Annotated in this window: 13 protein-coding genes; 5 read left to right on the plus strand and 8 right to left on the minus strand. The window is 48.0% G+C overall.

Annotated elements, in window-relative coordinates; genetic code table 11:
- Window positions 1-188: 188 nt before the first annotated feature.
- The 7 genes from V5J35_RS15185 to V5J35_RS15215 form a co-directional block, all read right to left on the minus strand.
- Entirely contained in the window at window positions 189-1,646 is a 1,458-nt protein-coding gene (locus V5J35_RS15185) for a sulfatase family protein (protein ID WP_354007949.1), read from the minus strand.
- Between the two features lie 74 nt (window positions 1,647-1,720).
- Complete coding sequence (locus V5J35_RS15190; RefSeq protein WP_354007950.1) at window positions 1,721-4,381, minus strand: alpha-L-fucosidase; 2,661 nt, start codon at window positions 4,379-4,381, stop codon at window positions 1,721-1,723.
- 280 nt (window positions 4,382-4,661) lie between these two features.
- Window positions 4,662-5,279, minus strand: coding sequence for a hypothetical protein (locus V5J35_RS15195; protein ID WP_354007951.1), 618 nt, complete (start codon window positions 5,277-5,279; stop codon window positions 4,662-4,664).
- Window positions 5,258-5,743 carry a hypothetical protein gene (locus V5J35_RS15200; protein WP_354007952.1) on the minus strand — a complete coding sequence of 162 codons (486 nt, stop codon included), beginning with the start codon at window positions 5,741-5,743 and terminating at the stop codon, window positions 5,258-5,260. Before V5J35_RS15200 ends, V5J35_RS15195 begins: the two co-directional genes overlap by 22 nt.
- A gap of 84 nt (window positions 5,744-5,827) precedes the next feature.
- On the minus strand, window positions 5,828-6,100 hold the full coding sequence (locus V5J35_RS15205) for a hypothetical protein (RefSeq protein ID WP_354007953.1): 273 nt from the start codon (window positions 6,098-6,100) through the stop codon (window positions 5,828-5,830).
- A 78-nt stretch (window positions 6,101-6,178) separates the two neighbouring features.
- Window positions 6,179-6,607, minus strand: coding sequence for a hypothetical protein (locus tag V5J35_RS15210; RefSeq protein ID WP_354007954.1), 429 nt, complete (start codon window positions 6,605-6,607; stop codon window positions 6,179-6,181).
- Between the two features lie 6 nt (window positions 6,608-6,613).
- The gene (locus V5J35_RS15215; RefSeq protein ID WP_354007955.1) at window positions 6,614-7,264 is read right to left on the minus strand and encodes a putative glycoside hydrolase; all 651 of its coding nucleotides are present in this window, start codon (window positions 7,262-7,264) and stop codon (window positions 6,614-6,616) included.
- Window positions 7,265-7,342: 78 nt separating this feature from the next.
- Between V5J35_RS15215 and V5J35_RS15220 the strand changes: the two genes are divergently transcribed.
- Together V5J35_RS15220 and V5J35_RS15225 are read left to right on the plus strand one after the other, a co-directional pair.
- Complete coding sequence (locus V5J35_RS15220) at window positions 7,343-7,609, plus strand: hypothetical protein (protein WP_354007673.1); 267 nt, start codon at window positions 7,343-7,345, stop codon at window positions 7,607-7,609.
- The gene (locus V5J35_RS15225) at window positions 7,606-8,649 is read left to right on the plus strand and encodes a UPF0236 family transposase-like protein (protein WP_354007956.1); all 1,044 of its coding nucleotides are present in this window, start codon (window positions 7,606-7,608) and stop codon (window positions 8,647-8,649) included. The genes V5J35_RS15220 and V5J35_RS15225 overlap by 4 nt, the downstream gene beginning before the upstream one ends.
- Window positions 8,650-8,656: 7 nt before the next feature.
- Here V5J35_RS15225 and V5J35_RS15230 read toward each other — a convergent pair whose 3' ends face one another.
- A complete protein-coding gene (locus tag V5J35_RS15230) occupies window positions 8,657-8,815 on the minus strand; it encodes a hypothetical protein (RefSeq protein ID WP_354007957.1) in 159 nt (52 codons plus the stop codon).
- A gap of 707 nt (window positions 8,816-9,522) precedes the next feature.
- Between V5J35_RS15230 and bglX the strand changes: the two genes are divergently transcribed.
- From bglX to V5J35_RS15245, 3 genes are all read left to right on the plus strand, one after another.
- Window positions 9,523-11,907, plus strand: coding sequence for a beta-glucosidase BglX (gene bglX, locus V5J35_RS15235; RefSeq protein ID WP_354007958.1), 2,385 nt, complete (start codon window positions 9,523-9,525; stop codon window positions 11,905-11,907).
- A gap of 335 nt (window positions 11,908-12,242) precedes the next feature.
- Window positions 12,243-13,682, plus strand: a complete 1,440-nt coding sequence (locus tag V5J35_RS15240) for a sulfatase-like hydrolase/transferase (RefSeq protein WP_354007959.1) — start codon at window positions 12,243-12,245, stop codon at window positions 13,680-13,682.
- A 121-nt stretch (window positions 13,683-13,803) separates the two neighbouring features.
- Window positions 13,804-15,117 (plus strand): hypothetical protein, encoded by a 1,314-nt coding sequence (locus V5J35_RS15245; protein WP_354007960.1) that lies wholly within the window; start codon window positions 13,804-13,806, stop codon window positions 15,115-15,117.
- Window positions 15,118-15,194: the final 77 nt, after the last annotated feature.

Below are 15,194 nucleotides of genomic sequence, written 5' to 3' on the forward strand. Positions count from 1 at the left end.
CCGTTACTACTTCTGCATCCATTGCCCCAACCACGGCAATGGTTTGATTTGCCGTGGCCTGCATGGAACAAAAAAACAGGGCAGATAGAAGTACGCTGCGTTTTTTCACTGAGGTGATTGCCTGTGCCTGTGAACAGAAGATCAGGGATTCTAATAGACATCACCACATGAACGAATAGGCGTTAATATCAATCCTGAAGCTTCTCGTTCAGTTCGGCTACATTGGTGCGCTTACCCTTTTGGTAGTCGTAGTTGCGATTTTTAAAGCGCTTTCCGGTGACGTTGTCAGGTAACTGGCTGTCCCATTCGTCAAAGGTATCCTGCATCATCTGGGCTTTTTCTGGATGAACATTCGCCAGGTCATGACGCTCGCCGGGATCATTCTCAAGGTCAAACAGGCGAATGGTTTGTGGGCCGCTTTTACTGTTTCTGGTCAGCTTCCAGTCACCAATGCGAATCGCATAATCTTCATCCCGGCGCCAGTGCAGGGTTTCATGAGGGCGTTCGTCCGCAGGTTTTTTACCAGTGATATAAGGCAGCAGGTCAACGCCGTCAAACTCCAGACCCTGGCTGGGTTGCTTCATTCCCGAGCGGGCGACAAACGTTGCTGCCCAGTCATAGCTGACGACAGGATGAGGGTAAGCCTGATTGGCAGGAATGGTTCCCGGCCAGTAAGCGACCATAGGTACACGAATACCACCTTCATAGGTGTCGCCTTTGAAACCATTGAAATCGCCGGGACTGGACATGGTCGTTGTACCACGCTCCTTGCGTCGGGGTTGCTCAAAGCCCTGACCTATTGGTGTTCCGTTGTCGCTTAAAAAAACCAACAGCGTGTTTTCATCCAGCTTGTGTTTCTCCAGCGTATCAACAATTCTGCCTATGCTGTCGTCCAGCGCCAGAGCCATACCAGCAAAGAACCGGCGCTCTTCATGGTGTACTTCCAGATCTTTAACCCTTTCAAGGTAGCGATCATGCACCTGCCATGGGAAATGAACGGCATTATGGGAAAGGTACAGAAAGAATGGTTCTTTTTTATTGCGCTCAATAAAATCAACCGCTTCGTCAGCATAAATCGTGGTGAGGTAATCTCCGCGTTCCTGAATAGGGGTATCAACCTCGCCATTGCGGTATACGGGGTAAAAACGCTTCCGTTTTTCATCGTCTTTGGCACTGGATCGGAAGTAATCATGAGAACCGGTGGGGGAACCGTAGTAAAAGTCAAAGCCCCTGTTCCATGGTAAATGGTCATCTGAATAGCCAAGATGCCATTTTCCGATCATTCCGGTTTTATAGCCCAGCTCTCTCATCATCTCCGGCAGGTTCTGCTGGTCATGGGGAATCACGCTTAGTGTTTCATGGTTGCCGTAGTAACCAAATTTCTGCTGATGCATGCCGGATAATATGCCGGCTCGTGAAGGCCCGCACACAGAAGCTGTTACATAAGCCTGAGGAAACCAGGTGCCGCCTTCAGCCAGTTTATCGATGCTGGGGGTCTTGATGTCGTCAAAGCCATGATAACCAACATCGCCCCAGCCCATATCATCTGCCAGTACGATAATAACGTTAGGCGGTTGTGCGGCGGCTACACCAACGCAGGTGGCCAGGGTGGTTGCGGCAAATAGTTTTGCAATTTTTTCCTGCATAAAAATCTCATTACCAAAAAAACAAAGGTTTTATTAAAAGTGAAAAGCCACCGGAAGGTGGCTTTTCGGGAGGATTAACTCTCCATAATCATCTGGCTTACAGAGAAAGTTCCTCGACGATTAGAGCTGAAATCAAAACGCCACAGCCGTGCTGCTTTGTTCACTTCAAAACCTTTATTGGCTTCGGAGGCAGGTAAAGTAGTGAACTTCTTCCATTCACCACTGTCGTCCATATAGCTGACGGTCATTTCCAGAGAGTTAAAATAATCGGTTTGGTTCAGGCGAGTCTCGATAACAGGCGTAATGGTGCTAACCTGTTGAGAAGATCCGTAATCGATTTCAAACCCCATATTGTCCTGATGACGCGGGCTTGGAATCCATCGTGTACTGGATTTTCCATCAAGCAGTTTGTCTGCGTAATGGGCGTCTGGTGCCTGACCTTTGTCTTCAAAGACAAAGTGGCTTCTGGCGATCGGGAACTGTACGCTCAGCGGTTCTTCGCTAGATGCGTAAAAGTCAGATTCGTACAGTTCGATACCATAGAAGTCAAAGGTGCCGTTAGCGGTGGTTTCAAAACGTACTTCGGTTGTACCGGATTCGGTCAGGTCGATTTGACCAATGTGCAGGTTAAGAGGCTCCGGAAACTCTCCGGTCGCTTTCAGGGTAAACGGATAAGCCTTGTCGCCTACATACATAGTGACCTGTTGAGGTTCTTCACTGCGATAGGTGGCTACGGCATCAAAGGTTCCGGTCTGACGGGTAATGGTCGTCTCCCAGGACAGGGTTTCTTTCTGCTGGTCCAGGAATCGACGTGCGCCACGATAGACGACGGCGTCACCTTCGTAGTCTGCACTCAGCGTGTGAAGCGCGATATTACCGTCTGGTCCCTGCAGTGCATCAATCAATGGCAGAATAGTCAGTTCCCCCATGTTGATCTTGCTAAAGCCTTCTTCAGAAGGTGTGAGGGTCAGTAATTGCTTACCCGCTTTGCTGATTTTAACTTCACCGATAATGCTGGGCTTTGCGTACTTGCGGCGCATGTTGGTATCGCCACTGGCAGGAATGATAAGACTGGTTTTGTCCTCACCTACCGATAGTTGCATATGGGATTCTTCCATATTGCCGTGGAACATCTGCACGGCGTAGCGACCGGGTTCTGCAAAATCCACTTCCCAGCTGGCGGAGCCGTTAGTGTCGGTCCAGTCCATCAGGCTGTTATGCCAGTCGTTGTACTCCACGCCCTCAGCTTCAGCATCCAGTGAGCGAAGTACCATACCGTTGGCGGTCATAACACCGGTAACTTCTTCCAGTTGCAGTTCACCTTTTACTTCCAGAACAACGGTAGAGCTGTACTGGTCAGGTGCCTGTTCAGGTACTGCGATGCGAAGTGTGTTTTCACCGTGTGTCACTTTTAAAGGAGTACGCTTTTCATCGGCAAGAAGGTAAGCGCCGACTTCTTTGTTGGTGACGCCCAGTACGGTCAGCTCACCATTCTTTGGCCACTCATAAACGTGCAGATAAAGTGTTACACCGTCGTCATGGATTCTCTGGGTTGTAGCACCTCGGAATGCCTGCTGAAACAGGAAAGGTGTTGCTGTAGTTCCGTGAATGGCTTCGCCATTGACTTTCATCCATTCGCCAATATCACGCAGGCGGTCAATAGAAGGCTGAGGGAAGCTGCCGTCTGCTTTAGGGCCAATATTCAGTAGATAGTTGCCGCCTTTACTAACGACACCTGTCAGATTGTGAATCAGCTCGGAAGTGCTTTTCCAGTCGTCGTCCGACACCCGGTAGCCCCAGGTGTTGTTCATGGTCATGCAGCTTTCCCAGTAGGTTTCCAGCTGTGGAACCGGAGGAATAGACTGCTCATGGGTATCGAAATCGCCGTAATCGAAGGTGGCGCCGGTTCTGGTTAAGCGACCATTGGAGACAATATTGGGCTGGTTGCCCCAGAGAATATCTGCCAGATCCTGAGCCTGACCGTCGGTGATATTCTTGGGCATATCCCACCAGAACATATCCACTTCGCCATAATTGGTAGTGAGTTCAGCTACCTGTGGCTTGGCGATGTCTTCCATATACTGGTTGAACCGCACAGGCCATTCACTCTTGTCGCGGGAATATTCGGTGTAAGAGCGATCCCAGTGCGTACCGCCTTCATCGCCGTGGTTACCCCAGTCCAGAGACTGTGAGTAGTACATACCAAAGCGCAACCCTTCTTCATTAGCCGCTTCTTTCAATGGGGCAATAACGTCTTTGCCCCATTCGGTGTTGTTAACCCCCCAGTCGCTGACTTCAGTGTCGAACATGGCAAAGCCATCGTGATGCTTGGCAGTAATCACCATGTAAGTCATACCGGCATCCTTTGCCATTTTTGCCCATTCCACCGGATCATAGGCGACAGGATTAAAGGCTTTACCCGTGTCCATATATTCCTTAGCGGGAATACGGGCGTTATTCCAGATCCACTCTGCATATCGTGGAGAGGGTACACCCTGGTATTCCCCTTCAAACATGGAGTACACGCCCCAGTGAATGAACATGCCGAACTTGGCATCGCGGAACCAGGCCATGCGATCATCGCGGGTGGCGTTCAGATCCTGACCACCTGCCATCAGAGGTTCCTGGTCTGCCTGAAGGGGCGATGGTTGCAAGAGCAGTGAGGCCAGGCAACTGGCTAATAAGGTCAGGTGAAAAGTCGATTTGGCAGAGCTTGCAGAAAGTACTGGCTTCATGGCTGTGGCTTGACCGGTATTGCTTTAGGAGGTAACGCATCTTAAAAGCATGAGGGGTGTGTCTTTACGACGCATGTCAATAAAAGAGAAAAGAAGGAGGGGGATGAAAGTATTTGTTACGGTTCCGCAGATTAAGTTAAGTATTATGACCTGATCTGCGGTGCCGCGTCGGTTTACTTATTTCCGGCTGTTGGAATGCAGTCCCCTGAGGGCGGAATCATATTCAGCGATACGTTATTGATGATGAACTCCATACCATTCAAGGTTTAGCCTTCATTGATCATGGCTGCTGAATCATCACTGGCCGGTTGATTGTTTGAATCGAGGTAATATCAATCGCACCGCTTTCGGTCATAAAGAATGACTTCAATGGAATGTGAACCGTTTTTTCTTCCCCTTCTGCCAGTCCTTTGATTAAGTATGTTGCTGAGTGACTTTCTTCAGAGCTACCGGAACCCATGTGAACTGACATTTCCCCGGAATGACTGCCAAAGCGAGCTACTTTGATATTAAAAGACAATGTACCGGTTTCAATGTAGCGGCTGATATCCCGTTGTTTTTCATCCGCTTTTATATTCAGAATCAGTCCGCCATTTTCGCCATAACCGTCATTTTTGTATGTGGCACCGATCCCTCCCTCTGAAGGAAAGTGTAATTCTGCGGGGTGGGTAACAGATGGGTTGTTGCCCCAGCCTGTCCTGACGAAACCGCCATCCTGTCCTTTCCAGCGTCGGTAAACGTCGGAGGTTAGCCCGGTCAGGGTTTCGCTGTCGTTCGTGCAATTTAATACAGGGCTTGCGTCCGTTGAAAATGGAATCATTTGTATATTGCCGATGTCAAAACTCAGGTTAGACTCAGAAGTCAGCGCGAAAGCGATTACGCTGTTCTTGAAATCCATTCCCTGTTGTTCCAGGCAGGTGATGCCTGTAGTTCGACTTTGTGGTTCTCGTAAGCTTTATCATGTACTCGCAGGTCAAACTGATAAATTCCATCCTGGTAGGCCGAGCCGGCAATGTTGACAGCCTGACCTGAAGAGCTGGCAGTCATAAACGTTGCCGGCTTGTTGCCTCTTATATTGATGCGAAGCAGGCCCTGTTCTTCTTTGTCAATAGAAGAAGTGGAGATATTACCGAGGCTGACACTTCCTCCTGAATCAATATCCGCCAGCTGACCATCACTGTCTTTTACTTTTGCCTGAAACAGCCCTTTGGATTCAGAACCGTAAAATACCGTTGTTTCTGTTCCCGGAACCGGGGGCTTCGGCTGCTCTACCGGGCTGTCACTTTTGCTGCTGTCGTTACATCCTGCCAGCAGGCCCAGTGAGAGCGTACTGAGGGCTAAGTACCGGGAAGTCTTATTCATTGAATTGCTCAGGAATTGAGGGTTATAAATAAAACGGGCCGCCAGAAGGCAGCCCGCTAGTCATAACAGAAAAAAAGGGTTCTGTTAGGATTGAGCCTGACGGTGCTTCTGGTAATCCTGCATGTTTTTCTGACGTTCTTCACGGCCCTGAGCGTTGCGGTTGCTCTTGAACAGATCAGCTTTCAGTTTCAGGATGGCATCAGCCTGCTCCTGGTTCAGACCCATTACCTGAGTCATTTCCACTACTTCTTTTCTGAAGCGAGCCTGTGGCTCAGCAGGCAGAGTGTCGATAGCTACTGCGCTGAAAGAAGCAGCCAGTGCTGCGGAAGCTACGATGCCAGAGATTACTTTTTTCATTTTGACCTCTTGTCAAAGTCTGAGGGAGAAAGGGCTGTTTAAAAGCAGGCTTTGCAATGAAAGCCTGCTGGTTGTTTGTCAGGCTTCTGGTGTGTAATCCCAGATGAGTTTTACTTCACCCACCTTGTAACTCATGTTTCTGAGATTGTGCTTATCTGAGATGGGCTGGGGTTGGATGACCAGGGCTTTTTCAATATTCTGAAGAACAACGTGGTCAATCTGACCATCCGCTTTGGTGAACAGTTTGTTCAATGGAATGGTGTAACTCTGCTGGCTGTTATCAGCAAAACCTTCAGGCAGGGAATAAGTCATGGAGTGACCAGCAGGGCTTTCCATTCTGACATTAAGAATTTGGGTTGGGTGTTCGGCGTAGTTTTCAACTTCCAGCAAAATCTCCAGAGCGCCTTTCTCGATATAGCGACTGAAGTCTTTGTTTTGTTCGCCATTGTTTAGCCCCAGAAACAGCCCGCCGTTCTGACCATTTTCAGCAGTTTCAGAAAATGTCACTTTGCGCTATTTATCCGGATGCCCGATAGTGGCAGGTCCCCAGACGTCTCCGACAGTTGCCCACCCATCAACGCCAGGCTCTGTACGAAAAGCAGAGAAAACGACAGTATCGTTTTGCATCAATACGTGGCCAGCAGGTGTACAGGACAGATCAGTTCTTTCATCTGAAGAATTGGAAATCAGTTGAATATTGCTCAGGTGATAATTGATATCCGCTGAGTTTGTGATCGCGAATTGTGTCAGGCTTGTGCTGAAGTCAATGCCCTGATTTGTGAAGCATGACAGAGGAATGCTGAGTGTTTGAGTATCTGCGCCGGTAGAAGCATGAATCGCACTGGAAATGCGGACACCGGCTTCGTGTACTGTCGAAGTGGGTGATGCGCTCAGGGAATCTGAGGTCATTGCCAGATGGACATTGGACCCCTTGTTGTTCAGAGCGTTAACCTTGATATCGAATTGCAGGGTGCCGTCTTTTACAACGCTCAGGAGGTCTCTGGACTGCCCGGTTATTGTCGAAGATGAAATCGTAATATTGTCACGTGACCGGGTAACAACGTTAATGCCATCATCATTGTAGGGGGTATTCAGTACTTTAACGGTTGCATTGGTGAGAGTTGCAGAGCCATTGGCAACAACGTTGGCAGTAGCTGGGTGCAATTAAAAGTGTTCCCCGGTCAGCAATTTCCCAGAACTTGGCCATAATGCTAAGAGTTCATTTTTCACCCGATGCGTTCCATGTCTACTTCCAAAACCCTTGCGGAAAAACTTGCTGCCCATCCAGAGCTTGAAAAAAGAGTATCTGAATTGATCAGTCTGGTAGAAGCCAAGTCCGGTCATCTTGACCGGGCTGATGAAGCAGAGGAAGCTGTCATTGAAAACCTTAAAGAACTGGGGAATGAGCTTCTGACGGACTGGGGAGCCCATAAAGAGAAGCAAAAGTTTGAAGAGGCCCACGATCTTCACTCTGAATCAAATACTAAAAAAAAGACCTCCACTGGATGACCACTTACGGCAAAGTTCGTCTCTGTGAGCGATGCTTGACCGTTGCAGGGCATCGTATACGCCCTTTTTCCGAGAATGCCCATATCCACTGTCGTGACTACTCTTTACCGTTACAACGGCGATTGGTGGATTTTGCATCAGACAGTTCTTTTGCAACAGCTTCACAGAAAATGGAAGAGCATTATGGCGTTATCGTACCTGAGTCATCAGTACGAGCCATTACCCTGGGTCACGCCCGCTGCATGAGTGAGCAATCTAAAGCTTCCCTGAAAAATTGTCAGGAATGTGTAGGAGAAGGCAAGCAGCTGATTGGTGAAATGGACGGCAGCATGATTCCAGTGGTTCTTTTTGATGAAGAAGCTGAAGGCGACAAGCGCAAGGCCAGAAAAGTTGACTGGCAAGAGGCCAAGCTTTGCTTGGTTTATGAACAAGGAAGTTGCGATAAGCGACATCGTGTAGTTATGGGAGAGCCCGGTGAAGCAGGCGATCAGTGGTTGAGTTGCGCTATTGAGCAAGGTTTGAATCGGCAGTCATCTATTCATTGTGTAAGTGATGGGGCTAAGTGGATTGCCAGCCAGGCAGACCGCGTATTCGCATCTCAGGGAAGTTTTCTGGTGGATTACTATCACCTTTGTGAGTACATCGCAGATGCTGCTAAAGAGTGCATTGGAAAAGATGAAAAAGCCCGTAAAAAATGGACTGATGAACAAAAAACAAGAATGAAAGCAGGTGAGTCAGAGAGAGTTCTGGCAGAGCTTGAGCCTTATCGTAACGGTAAGGTTGGAAAGGAAGCCAACAAATCGGAAGAGTGTCATCGCTATATCAGGAATCGTCCCGGACAATTTGATTATCAGGCGGCAGAAGCTGCCAATTTGCCTATCGGTTCAGGTGAAATAGAGAGCTCCAATCGTTCTGTTGTTCAAACCCGGTTGAAACTTCCCGGAGCATGGTGGAAACCAGAGCATGCTCACGATATGTTGAACCTTAGAACTTTAAGGGCTAATGGTGACTGGAATAAGTACTGGAAAGCCACTGGATAGAACACTTTTAATTGCACCCGGCAGTAGCTCCCTCCTTGTCAGTTGCCTGTAACAGCGAATGCAGGTTTGAGCCTTCGCCATAAGCGACAAAGTACTGGTTTTCAGTAGAGCCGTTGTTGCCGTCTTCGCCAGCCTGATCGTCTTGTGGTGGCTTCTGGCCATCCATGCCCGGAATACCTGGTTTTCCATCAACTCCCAAAAATGGATCATCTTTTTGTCGTCGCTGCAACCTGTCAATAGAGATAATGACAGGCTTCCTAGAATTATTGATTTTACAGCTTTATTCATGGCGTATTCCAGTTGGCTCCATTGACGGTTTTGTTGTTCGAGAATTTAGCAATAAATAATCAGCATTTCGTTACACTGTGCCTTCCAGAAACGTTTCGTTACCGGAGGGGCAAGATGCGATAGTTTCTACATGAGTTCAATAGTTCACAAATCTGGCTGAGTCTGCACAAAGAGGTTCGATGTGTTCAGGTGGAAAAAGGGGTGGTCTGCACTAATTCAGAAGGTTAGAGGAATTAGAAAGAGATTAAAGCGGTTGTTTGGTAGTCAAAGTAGGCTGTAATTGATTAAGTACTGTGCAGTTTATTGAAATAAAGCCTGATCTGTATCAATAAAAGAAATATGTTTGATTGTGGGAGAAAAGTGATTAAATGCTGTGATTGTCAGGGTTTTGTGTTTTGTTACAAAGATAGGTTGCGACGCATTTTGATTAGAAACGTTTGTATAATTGTTGTGTACAGAAGCCGAAAAGAGCTTGAAAAAGCCGTTTGTAATCTGCTCCCGATCAATGAATCGCACCATTCAAAAAGCTAGTATCCGGCATTATTTTTTTGATGAAAATATAAACAATTAATGAATCGGGTATCTATGAAACTGAGAGTTCTGCCACTGGCTATCTCCTGTGTACTGGCATCATCCATGACGATGGCATCAGGCGCGGGTTCTGTCCTGAATCCTGTTAAAGCTGAAGTGTCAGCGTCTGTTGCGCACTGGAATGACGACAAAGCGGAAATGGATGCGTTCATCTCTGAACTGATTTCCAAAATGACTCTGAAAGAGAAAATTGGTCAGCTGGATCTTCAGTCCGGTAATCGTAATGTGACCGGTCCATTTATTAACGAAGCTTATGAACAGCAGATTCGTGATGGTCATGTTGGTGCAGTGTTTAATGCTTACGGCGCAGACTTTACCCGTCACCTGCAAACCATCGCGACTGAAGAAACCCGTCTCGGTATTCCTCTGATTGTTGGTCACGACATCATTCACGGTCACAAAACCATTTTCCCTCAGTCTCTGGGGGAAGTGGCCTCCTGGGATCTGAATGTTGCAAAAATGGGAGCGCGTGTAGCGGCTCGTGAAGCAACGGCTGATGGCATCTCCTGGACATTCGCGCCAATGGCAGACCTGACCCGTGACCCTCGCTGGGGTCGAGTGTCTGAAGGTGCCGGTGAAGACGTTTATCTGGCCACCAAAATGTCGGTTGCCCGGGTTCAGGGCTTCCAGGGTGAAGACCTGGGTGAAAAAGACACCATGATGGCGACCGCAAAACACTTTGTCGGTTACGGTTTGAGTCAGGCTGGTCGTGATTACCACACCACTGACGTCTCCGATTACGAGCTGTGGACCACCCAGATGCCTCCGTTCAAGGCCATGGTCGATGCAGGTGTTGCTACCTTCATGACTTCCTTTAACGATCTGAATGGTATTCCAGCTACCGGCTCTAAATTCCTGCTGACCGATGTGCTGCGTGATCAGTGGGGCTTTGAAGGTTTTGTTGTTACCGACTACACCGCTGTTAACGAACTGGTACCACACGGTTTTGCCCGTGATGACAAACACGCTGCCGAGATCGCTTTCAATGCCGGTGCTGACATGGACATGGTAGGTCTGTCGTACATTACCTACATGGAAGAGCTGGTAGCAGAAGGTAAGGTGTCTGAAGAGAAGATTGACGAATCCGTTCGCAAGATTCTGGAAATGAAATGGCGTCTTGGTCTGTTTGAAGACCCGTTCCGTTATTCCGATAAGGCGCGTGCAGAGCGTGAAATTCTGAGTGAAGACAACCTGGAGCTGGCGCGTGACGCTGCCCGTCGTTCCATGGTTCTGCTGAAAAACGACAGTCAGACTCTGCCGCTGAATGCTGACAAGATTAACTCCATTGCCCTGATTGGCCCGCTGGCTGACAACAAGAGCGACATCATTGGTAACTGGGCAGCTGCCGGTGACCGAAAGACTATTCCTGTTTCTGTGAAAGAAGGTCTGGAAGCTCGTCTGAATGACGATGTAACCATCAACTACGCGACAGGTGCCACCCACAGCTACATCGCTGACGCTGAAACCGTTGAGATGAAGACCAAAGTGGGCATGGTGGCTTACACCACTGCTGACAACCCTCAGTTGGAAAAAGACTTTAAAGCAGCGATTGAAGCCGCGAAAAAGTCTGACGTTATCGTACTGGCGATGGGCGAGCAGGAACGTATGTCCGGTGAAGCGGCTTCCCGTGTTGAACTGGGCCTGCCTGGTAATCAGGTTGAGCTGATGAAGGAGCTGAAGAAGCTCAACAAGCCAATGGTACTGGTGCTGATGTCTGGCCGTCCTAACGACCTGCGTTGGGAAGACGCTAACATGGATGCCATCCTGCACACCTGGTTCCCGGGAACTTCTGGTGGGCATGCGATTGCTGACGTACTGTTCGGTGACTATAACCCGTCCGGTAAGCTGCCAATGACCTTCCCGCGTTCTGTTGGTCAGGTGCCTCTGTACTACAACATGAAGAACACTGGTCGTCCATACGATGCAGAAAACGAGAACCAGCGTCAGGAACATTACAAGTCCCGTTATGACGATTCTCCAAATACGCCACTGTATGAGTTTGGATTTGGTCTGAGCTACACCACTTTCCACTACGGTGATGTTGTTCTCTCTTCTAACGAACTGAAGATGAACGACGATGAGCTGAAAGTAACCGTCAAAGTTACCAATACTGGTGACTACGCTGGTGAAGAAGTGGTTCAGCTGTACACCCGCCAGTTGGTGGGTACAACCACTCGTCCGGTTAAAGAGCTGAAAGGCTTCCAGAAGATTCACTTCGAAAAAGGTGAGTCCAAAGAGGTGACCTTCACTCTGACGGCTGAAGATCTGGCGTTCTATCGTGGTGATATGAGCTGGGGCTCTGAAGCGGGTGATTTCCACGTGTTTGTGGGTACATCGTCTGACAAGGTTCAGAAAGCTGAGTTCAAACTGGTGGACTAAGCATTAACCTTCTATTGGACTGACACGGCGGCATCGTTTGATGCCGCTTTTTTTTGGAAAAACAACGTGCTGTTAGCGTAACCGGTTGGTGGGATTCTGATATGAGTCAATAAAACAGAACTTTTTAAAATCGCTTATTCAGGCTTTAAGCAGGCATTGGCAAAGGAGCTGAGCGCTTTTTGCTGCCTGCCGTGGTGTTTTGTCATCCATTGATAGGGTTTGTAGAAACGTTTATATTTTTATCCGTTACAATATCTATGCTGGTTCTATGGAACTAATACCAGCATAAGCTTAACATTTCATTAGTAAGTTGATGGCACCTGACGGGTAGGAAAATGACATTGCCAGCAGTAAAAAAAGGGTTGATAGCAGCAGCCTGTTCATTCGCTATAACCGGTATCACTCCTTCCTTTGTGGATGCTGCACCTGTTGAGGCAATTAAAGAATCCCGTCAACCCAATGTACTGCTTATTTTTGCTGATGACCTGGGTTACGCCGATGCGGGCTTTCAGAACCAGAGCAAAGATGTAGAAACGCCCAATCTTGATCGTCTGGCAGCAGATGGTGCGATTTTGACCGCCGGTTATGTAACTGCTCCGGTTTCCGGACCATCCCGTGCCGGGCTGATGACCGGACGCTACCAGCAGCGTTTTGGTTATCACGACAACATCGGCCCTTTTGTTCTTGAGGAAGATATCGTTCAGGGTCTGCCACTGGATCTGAAGACCATGGCTGACTACTTCAAAGAGGCTGGCTATCGAACCGGCATGGTGGGCAAGTGGCACGATGGCGACCCGAAAGAGTACTGGCCCCATAACCGTGGTTTTGAAGACTTCTTTGGTTTCAATAATGGTGCTGCAAACTACTGGGTGGGACCCCGTAACCTGAAAAAATACAAGAACAAGCCTTACGCCGCCATTTATCGCAATGATGAGCTGGTGCCGGAGTTTGATGAATACCTGACAGACCGTTTTGGTACTGAGGCCGTCAATTACATTGAAAAACGAAAAGATGATCCTTTCTTCCTGTTTGTGCCATTCAATGCTATCCATGGCCCTCTTCAGGCAAAGAAAGAAGACCTTGAGCGCTTCGAGCACATTGAAGACGTAAAACGTCGTACGTCTGTCGCCATGAGTTACAACATGGACCAGAATATCGGGCGTATTCTGGACAAGCTGGAAGAACACGACCTGATGGAAGATACCATTATCTTCTTCCTGTCGGATAATGGTGGCAAGATTGAGGGTAACTATTCCTATAACTTCCCACTGAGAAGCGAGAAAGGTACTTTATGGGATGGCGGTGTCCGTATCCCGTTTTCTGTTACCTGGAGAGGCACAATCCCTGCAGGCCAAACACTGGATGAGCCGGTTATCTCGCTGGATATTCTGACAACATCCCTGGCTGGTGCGAAGATCAAACAACAGGAAGAATGGCAACTGGAAGGTGTGAACCTTTTGCCCTACCTGAAAGGTGAGAAAACGCAGCTGGAAGATCGCTTCCTGTTCTGGGAAAACTCTCGTTCCAGCGCTATTCGGGATCGTGACTGGAAATTGATCGTTCCCAATAAACACCATAAAAACGCCAATCCTCAGTTGTTCAATATCAGTGAAGATATTGGTGAGCAAAACAACCTGTTCAGAAAGCATCCTGGAGAAGTAAAACGTTTACAGCAGGCATTTGATAAATGGAATGCCGACAATGAACCTTCCAAGTGGGGATGGGGACGTGACCTTTTCCCGTTTACCAATGGCTACCGTGGTCGCAATGATTAATCATCATTATTGCTGAAGCTAATTAATTCACTCTTGAAAAATGCCGGAGAAAATCTTCTCTGGCATCCTCAATTATGCATTACCTATGAAAAAATATCTGTCTATATTGTTAGCTGGATTTATGCTTTCAACGCAAGTGATGGCATTTGAATCCGATGAAGAAATTATCCATAAGCTGTATCGCAACAGTTATACATTCTGGCAGGAAGTTCGCAATGATAATGGCACTTTTCAGGATGGCTATCATTTTGATCAGATCAGTGAGCGGGGATCAATCGCTAACGTCGGGATGGGGTTGATTGCCACTGCCATTGCCCATGCCAACTGCTGGGAGCCTGACGCTGAAAAAATGGCTCTGCATACACTGAATGTGGTTGCAGGCAGGGACTCGAAAATTTCCGTTCCAAGGAATAAGAACGGGACGTACATTCATTTTTATAATACGACAACCGGTGAACAGGTTGGTGATGACTGGAGTCCGGTTGATAGCGCCATTATGTTGAAAGGCGCACAGTTTATTAAAAACTATTTCAGTGATAATAAAGAGATTGCTGAAGTTGTAGATTACCTGTTTGAAAGCACTGACCTGACATCATTTATAGCTAGTGTAGAAAAAGGTCAAATATGGTTGTCAGCGTATGAAGATGGCAGTTTTGTTGATGAAGACGGTACTGAGAAGCACAAAACTCTGGCCTTCAATGAGTACATGATTGTCGCCTCAATCGCTTATCAACAGGCGTTACGTGGTATGGGGGCTGATGCTGCTCCTGATAATGACCCGATTGCGTTCTGGAACAAGTGGTATGAAACCACTGATAATGTGCATAAGCCGGTTTATGAAACCAGTAGCGAGCGCATTGAAGTGCTAGGTGTTAACCCGAACTGGTTTATCTCTAAATTTAATTTCCAGTTTAATAACTACCTGGTACACCATTATTCAAACTCTGATGTCTATCAGAGTGCCTCCCACAATGCCGCACGTGCCGACTTTGCATGGTGGAATGATCAGGCTTCCAGTGAGCGTGAGTCTTATGAGTGGGGAAGCGGAGCGGGCTCCTGTCCACAGCGCAGGCCGGATGGCAGTCCTCAGGGAAATGATAATAAATACTGTGTTGATCGCATTCGCAAGAATGGAGATCGCAGCCAGAATGAATCCATGGTGGTCTCGCCGCATATTCTGGCTGGCTTTATGCCGCAGCTTGACAGTGCCCGTGATGACTTGATTGCTATGTATCGTGATGATCAGCAGCAAGCTCATTATCGCTTGGAAGACGGTAGTGTCATTTTGTGGCGTTACAGTCTGGATCATCCGGAATGGAGAGCTAAAGCCATTCAGGCTGTCGATTTCTCAACCATGCTGTTCGGCCTTGCGGCGCTGGAAGAAAATCTGGGCATGGAATTCTTCAACAAATACAACCACTATTACGACTTTTAATTCGTCCTGCCTCGCAGCCTTGTAAGCTGGGCTGACCGGGCTGTCAGTGATTCTGATGGCCTGGTTCCTGAACCAAC

Origin of the sequence: Endozoicomonas sp. NE40 (assembly GCF_040549045.1) — a bacterium.
GTDB lineage: Bacteria > Pseudomonadota > Gammaproteobacteria > Pseudomonadales > Endozoicomonadaceae > Endozoicomonas_A > Endozoicomonas_A lisbonensis.